The following is a 6,434-nucleotide window of genomic DNA, read 5'->3' on the forward strand; positions in this document are numbered from 1 at the left end:
TTCTCTAATTTATAGACTATATTATAATTTGAAAATATCTTTTGTCAAATGTTATAGGTCTTATTTTAGACTATAACAAGGATTTTCAAATCTATAAATTTAGGGAGGAGCCCCTAGAGCCTTAAAGCCATAGAGGCATGAAATTTATATTAGGATTCTTATTGTTTATTAATCATCTTTTTTTCTTGTACTAAATAGACCTGCTATAGAAGCTACAAGACCTAGAGCAATTGATGAAATTGACCCGATACCAGTCTTTACATTTTCTTCAGATTTTTGTGGGATATTATAATCCTTCTTACTAGTTTCATTTGTTTGGCTAATTTTTACTATAGACTTATCGGAATCACTTCGACCTATTTCTTCTTTTTTAGAAGAATCTGTGTTCCTTTCATCTTCCTTGTTAGAATTATCAAGTTTATTTTCTTCCTTATCAGGATTTGTTGATTCATCTTCTTCCTTTATCTCTGGATTTGTTAGATTATCTAAGGCGTTCTTCTTAATTTCTTCAAGTATTGATTCTAAGGAATCATAATCTATCTCTTTAGAATCTTTTTCTTTAGGATGATTGTTCTTAGCTTCTTTTTCTTTTTCAACTTCTTTATCGATTTCTTGTTCCTTGCCATCAGGAAGTTCTGGAGTATCTTCATCCTCAGGCTTTGTCTCTGGTTTTTCTTTAATTGCTTTTAACAATTCATCTACAAGGCTATTAAGTCCTTCCAGGGTATTGGCCCTTTTTACTTGGTCTATAAATAGTGGGGAAGTGATGTTGTTTTGGGCAAGTTTTTCTATAGCTTCTTTCTTGGCTTCTTCGAGCTTTTTCTCATATTCTTTCTTGTAAGCATCATTTAGTCTGGAAAGTCTTTCGTAAATTTCGGCTTCACTTTTCTCATTTATCAAATCATTTGCTTCTAGATAGTCTATATGATCTAATAGTCTTCTAATGTAAGGATCTTCTCCCTTATAAGCTTCTAGATCTTTCTTAAGTTTTTGATAGTCGGTAGTTTGAGAGTATCCTTCAGCAATTTTATATAAGTTAAATCTTAACTCAGCAGCAGATACGAAAGTATCATTCTCACCCTTAGATCCGCCGTGTGAATTATTCACTGTTAGGATAAATTTCTTCATATTTATAGGCTTACCGAAGTCAACTTTTTGCCAAGCTGCTGAGTTTGGCCAGTCTTTGATTTCAAAAGTATGAACTTGGTCTTTATCATCGATAATTTCAAGTTTGGCGTTTCTTATCCTACCATTAGATCCTGATTGTCTAGGTAACTGGTCAAGACTTACTACCTCTGTAGGATTTTTGAGGGTCACTTCTAGCTTTTCTCCCATTATAGACCTGTTCCATGGTGAGTGGTAAATGGAAGATACATTGTTATCAAAAGCAGAAAGGATTGAGCTTGCCTCATCTTGGCTTGGAACATTATATGAGTAAATATCAGCAGTTTCAATAGATTTTTTGATATTTTCTAGGTCATTTTGAGCTTTCTCATAATCCTCGATTAGCTTATTTGCTTCCTCAACTGTTAGTTCTTTACCATCTGCTAATTCGATTTCTTTTAGGGCGTCTTGATAGTCGTTTACACTTTCTTTTGTATAGTCCCCGTAGTTTTTCTTTTCTTCTAGGTTATATTTGAAGGAATCTAGGATGAGATCAGCTGATAACTCAGAAGGAGATATGGTTAGATTATCTAAGATAAAGTCTTGATATCCTCTGAAGTTTGCTGTATTTCCACCAGTTCCTTTGGTATCTGCACCCTTGTTTGTTGAGAGTATTCCTATCCATCTGTCCTTGCCACCTTCTACTAAAAACTTCGCTCTTTTGGCCTTTGAGCTATTTTCCCAAGTGTTGCCTAGGCTGTATATCTTATAGTCACTACCGGCTTGGTATTCTCCTTCTCCTATAACAAAGGCGTAGCTTCCGTCACTTCCTGCCTCGTAGTCAAACTCAACTAGGTAGGTTTTACCTTCCTCAAAATTATAGTTTTGTGGAATTGTTTGGTAGAGCAGTCTATTTCTTCCAACTAGGCCGTTTGTTTTAAGTGACCAGTTCCCATCTATTACATCGGATATTACTTTTCCGTTCCAATCCCTTTGGGTGTAAGGATCGTTCTTTTCTGAAAGGTGAGTCCTATTATCTTCTACTCCTTCAACATTTCCTATTACAAATGGGAATATGCCTTGAGCTGAGTTTTCGAAGTCTTGTTTGAAAACTTTAGAATCCTTAGAATCATGACTTTCATCAAACATCTTGGAATTATTTTCGACTAGCCTTAGTCCATCGAAGTAGCTTGCTCCTTGTCCTTTTTCTCTTGATATTGTTACTGTGACATCGGATACATCATCGCCAGTTGTAAAGAAGACATACATGTTTTGGAAGTAGCTTGTATCATCAACTGTTGCATTACTTGTTAATGTATTGTGTTCATAGGCCTTGATATAGTTTTGAGCGAGAGATCTATTGGTGAAATTTGATACAACTTTTGATCCTGTATCGACACTGATTTCTGCCCTAGCATCAGATCTATTGTCAACTCCTACATAAAGAGCGTAACTTGTATTTGGCTTAAGATCTGTGAGTTTTTGGCTTAGTTTTACTTTTTCCTTATTGTTTTCAATTTTAAGCATTGGATTATCTGCTTGGCTTCTTGCGATATTAACAGACTCATCATCATTTCCTTCTATGTCCCAAGAGTCAAGATTGCCGCTATTAAAGCCGGTGTCTTTGATGTGCATTCCGCTAGACCAATTCATATCCTTTACTTGCTCAGCGGATTGGTCCATTTTGTTTTTGTAGAGAACATAAGGAGTATTTGTATCTAAATCTAGAGTGATTTTACCATCCACTATAGATATTTCTTTTTCTTCAACTCGACCTAGGTCTGTTAGCTTATAGACATAAGCTTTTCCTGTCCAGTCATCTGGCATATCAAATGTCTTTGCACCACCAGCTGGATTATAGAAATACATCTTTTCTTCTTCAGCAGAAAGTTTGTCTCCCTTGCTGTCGTTATACCAAGGAATGAGATAGGATCCGTCTTCATTAAAGATCTTCCTACCATCAAGGGTCATGGTTCTTTGTCTGTAGCCTTCGGAGTTAAAGTCGTTTGATACACGGTTTATTTCTAGCTCGTGGCTATCGTTTTTGAGCCTTATAAACATTTCAGGAGTCCACTCGTAGGTTGATCCATCGTTTGACATAAGCACTGGATTACCGTTTTTCCATTCGACTACTTCGAAGTGTTGGATGAATTTGCTTGGAAGATTGGTCTTATACAAGGTTTGGATAAAGTTTCTGTAGTTACTCCTACCTTGCCATCCTTCAAAGTCCTTCATGTCGTATCCGCCCAAGAGGGGATTTATAGCAGCCCCTCCATAAGAAGGGTAGTTACCAACCCAAGAATCTTTTTGGTGGTTTCTTATAAATCTTGTTATATTTGAGTTGATACCCTTTAAAGAATATCCACCATAGGTAAGATCAGCTGCCCAGTGTTGGAAAGTTGAGTCATACTCACCAGCATATCCCCATTCGAAGGCTGATCTCCATCCATGCTCATTTAATTCTTTGGCTAGGGTGTGTGTAGCCCAAGCTTGGTTATCGCCTGATTGGCCGTTGCCCCAAACATCAACATAAATAAAGTCAAGAGCATCTGTACCTAGGGTATTTTTAAGGTCAGTCCATCTATCATATCTATCATCTGCAAGGTCGTAGCTTGCGTCTATATTTATACCTTGGTCTATCCAGTTCCAACCATAAGCATAGGAACCGTCCCTGTTTTTTCTTAGTCTTTCTGGATTGAAGTATTTACTTTCAGGATATGTTTCGGATGCGTTGACATGGATTCCTATTCTTGCTCCAAAGTCTTTTCCTTCTTCTAGGAGATATTTCATATCGCTTGCTCCACCGATTCTTTTACCTATATCGGCGTAGTTTAAGTGGCCTGAATCATGGCCTTCAGATCCATATCCTTTAAGAAGGATCATTTGTCCTAGTCCATCAGAATGAAGGTAGACTTTCTTTAGATTATCTAGGGTCATTAGGAAAGGATTTTGGGCTTGAGATCCAAAGTTCATAGCAATTCTTTGAGCTACAAGATCTTTGGTATATTCAGAACCCATAGGGTTATTCATTATCTTTCTATAAGCTATGGCTCCATCTTGCCAATCGACCTTTTTGTCATTATTCAAATCATCTGTTAGGATAACCTTAGAGTGAGGAAGCTCTTTCCAGGTTCTCTCATTATAGACCCAATACTCTCCGGTTACCTTACCATTTTCATCACGCAAACTATGGGCTCTTTGATAATAATAAGGGCTTGATGCAAGACCTAGGTAATTGGTTTTGCCGAAAGTATCTTTGTTTGTCTTAATTCTCGTAAAGGCTTTGCCTCCATTGAGACTTTCATCGTATTGAGAGTTTGACCAAAGACCTGCTGCAAGGTATCTATCAGATACAAAGCCATACATATAGCCTTCGTTTTTGTCATTATAATTTTCTAGAGGGTTAGTAACATCGATGTGGACATCGCCAGATACCCTCACGTTTGTATTCATTTTGGCTCCGTCAAACTTGGCCTCTTCGTGGTCTGATGATACTGATACAAGGTTGTTTGAACCAAAATCTATTTTTTCAAGGAGGAGTCTTTTGTCACTAATCTTTTCTCCACCCTTGATATCATTGTTGTTTTTTACTCTTTCTATCTTAAAGTCTAAAACATTATTCTCAACTGAAATAACTGCATCAATTTCAGCATCGATTATATTTTCTTCATCCTTAACCCTCATCTTGTAGCGAGCGGATGATTCAGATATCATTTCAAATTCTACATCTGGCGTAACTTCTATATCATTAATACGGAGGGAGTCTATGAAGTCTTCATTACCTGGAAGAGTTCTTCCCTTGTAGGTGTATTCTTTGATTCTTGGGAATTTTGAGTCGATTTTGACATCCATATCAGCTGATTTAATATTGGTGTAGGAAGCTTTGCTATCGTCAAAATCTTCTCCTTCGTCGATTTTACTTTCTTCCTTAGGGATGTTATTTTGATCTTGGGTTTTGACTAAGATAGATGTTTTTTCATCACCCCATTGGCCGAGCTTTAACTCAAGGCCAGAGTTTTCTTTTAACTTATCCCACACATAACTTGGAAGAACATATGTATCAAAGGCCTTGTCATCATTTACGGTGGCGTTTAATTGGCCGTCCTTGGTTATGCTTATATTGAGATTTTGCTCTTCATTTATCTTTGGAATAGCCTTTCTAGGACCTTGATACCAGCTGCCATTTCCATCAAGCTTATATTCCCAGAACCAACCTGCCTGGTCATAGCCTACAAAAATCGCTGAATTGTTATCCTTACCCCTGTTTAGAAAGACTCCGAACCTACTTTCTTTTGGATTTGATATATCCTTAAAGTTGATATTGAAGTTTGTTCCTTCTTTTGAAGATTTAAGTCCCTCTTTGGAGTAGTTGGCAGTATTTAGGCCGTTATCATTAGTTGTGTTAGATTCTAATTTATTGTATCTAACTCCTTGATCTATAACTTCTTCTACTTCTTCGCCATTTTTTGAAGTTTTCTCCCATTCGATAACTTCTTCCTTCTGGCTTGCGCGGACTGAGTTTTTTTCTAGCTCTTCTGAATTATCAGAAGAGAGCTCTAGGGAATCGTTTTCTGATTCATCAGATTCTTCTTTTTTATCTTCTGTTTGAGGATTCTGTACGTCTTTTGTTTCTTCATCCTCAAGAATTTCTTCTTTTTTATCTTCTATATCTTCAAGATTTTTTTTATTTTCTTCTTGCTCTTCATCTTTTCTAGCTTCATCATCTATTAAATCTTTTTTAGCATCCTCATTCTTAGAATCTATTTCATCATTTTCGTCCTTTTCTTCAATAGATCCATTTTTTTCAAGGCTTTCTTGATATTCTGATGGAGGAGTTTCCTCTTTGCTATCGATGTTTGAACTATTAGCATAGGCTAGGCCGTAATTCATTGTAGAGAAAATTCCCATTCCAATGACTGCTGCGATTAATTTTGTTGGAATCTTCTTATTTCTTTTAACTTCTACCTTATTATCCTTTACCATTTAAGCCTCCTTAACTTAATCTGAGATGGTAACTACCACTTACTTATATGTTAACATTTTCCTAGATATATTGCAATAGATTTTTAAGTTATTTTTAGAAAAATAAGTGAGATTTGAGAAGTTTTTGCTAAAAAATAATATAAAAAGAAATTTATAAAAAAATAAATAATAAAAGCTATAGGTATTATATGTAGTAATCATTAGAAAAGCACTACTCTGTTAAACAAAGTAGTGCTTGATTTTATTTCCAAATATCTTCTGGGTAAAGATTTTCTTCGAACATCTTCTTAAAGGAAGCTTTGGCAGGGGAGAGGTCTTCTTTGTAGGTTATTCCTATCCATTTTTCA

General features: G+C 36.1%; 1 protein-coding gene. It reads right to left on the reverse strand.

The features are described 5' to 3' along the window. Nucleotides 1-168: 168 nt before the first annotated feature. Nucleotides 169-6,087 (reverse strand): endo-alpha-N-acetylgalactosaminidase family protein, encoded by a 5,919-nt coding sequence (locus MRZ08_RS05370; RefSeq protein WP_297380204.1) that lies wholly within the window; start codon nucleotides 6,085-6,087, stop codon nucleotides 169-171. Between the last annotated feature and the right edge of the window lie 347 nt (nucleotides 6,088-6,434).

The sequence above is a fragment of the Anaerococcus sp. genome, from assembly GCF_022770135.1.
GTDB lineage: Bacteria > Bacillota > Clostridia > Tissierellales > Peptoniphilaceae > Anaerococcus.

What these genes read in the sequence shown, in the direction of transcription:
- MRZ08_RS05370 (WP_297380204.1), bottom strand. Translation starts at nt 6,087, where the DNA reads ATGGTAAAGGATAATAAGGTAGAAGTTAAAAGAAATAAGAAGATTCCA.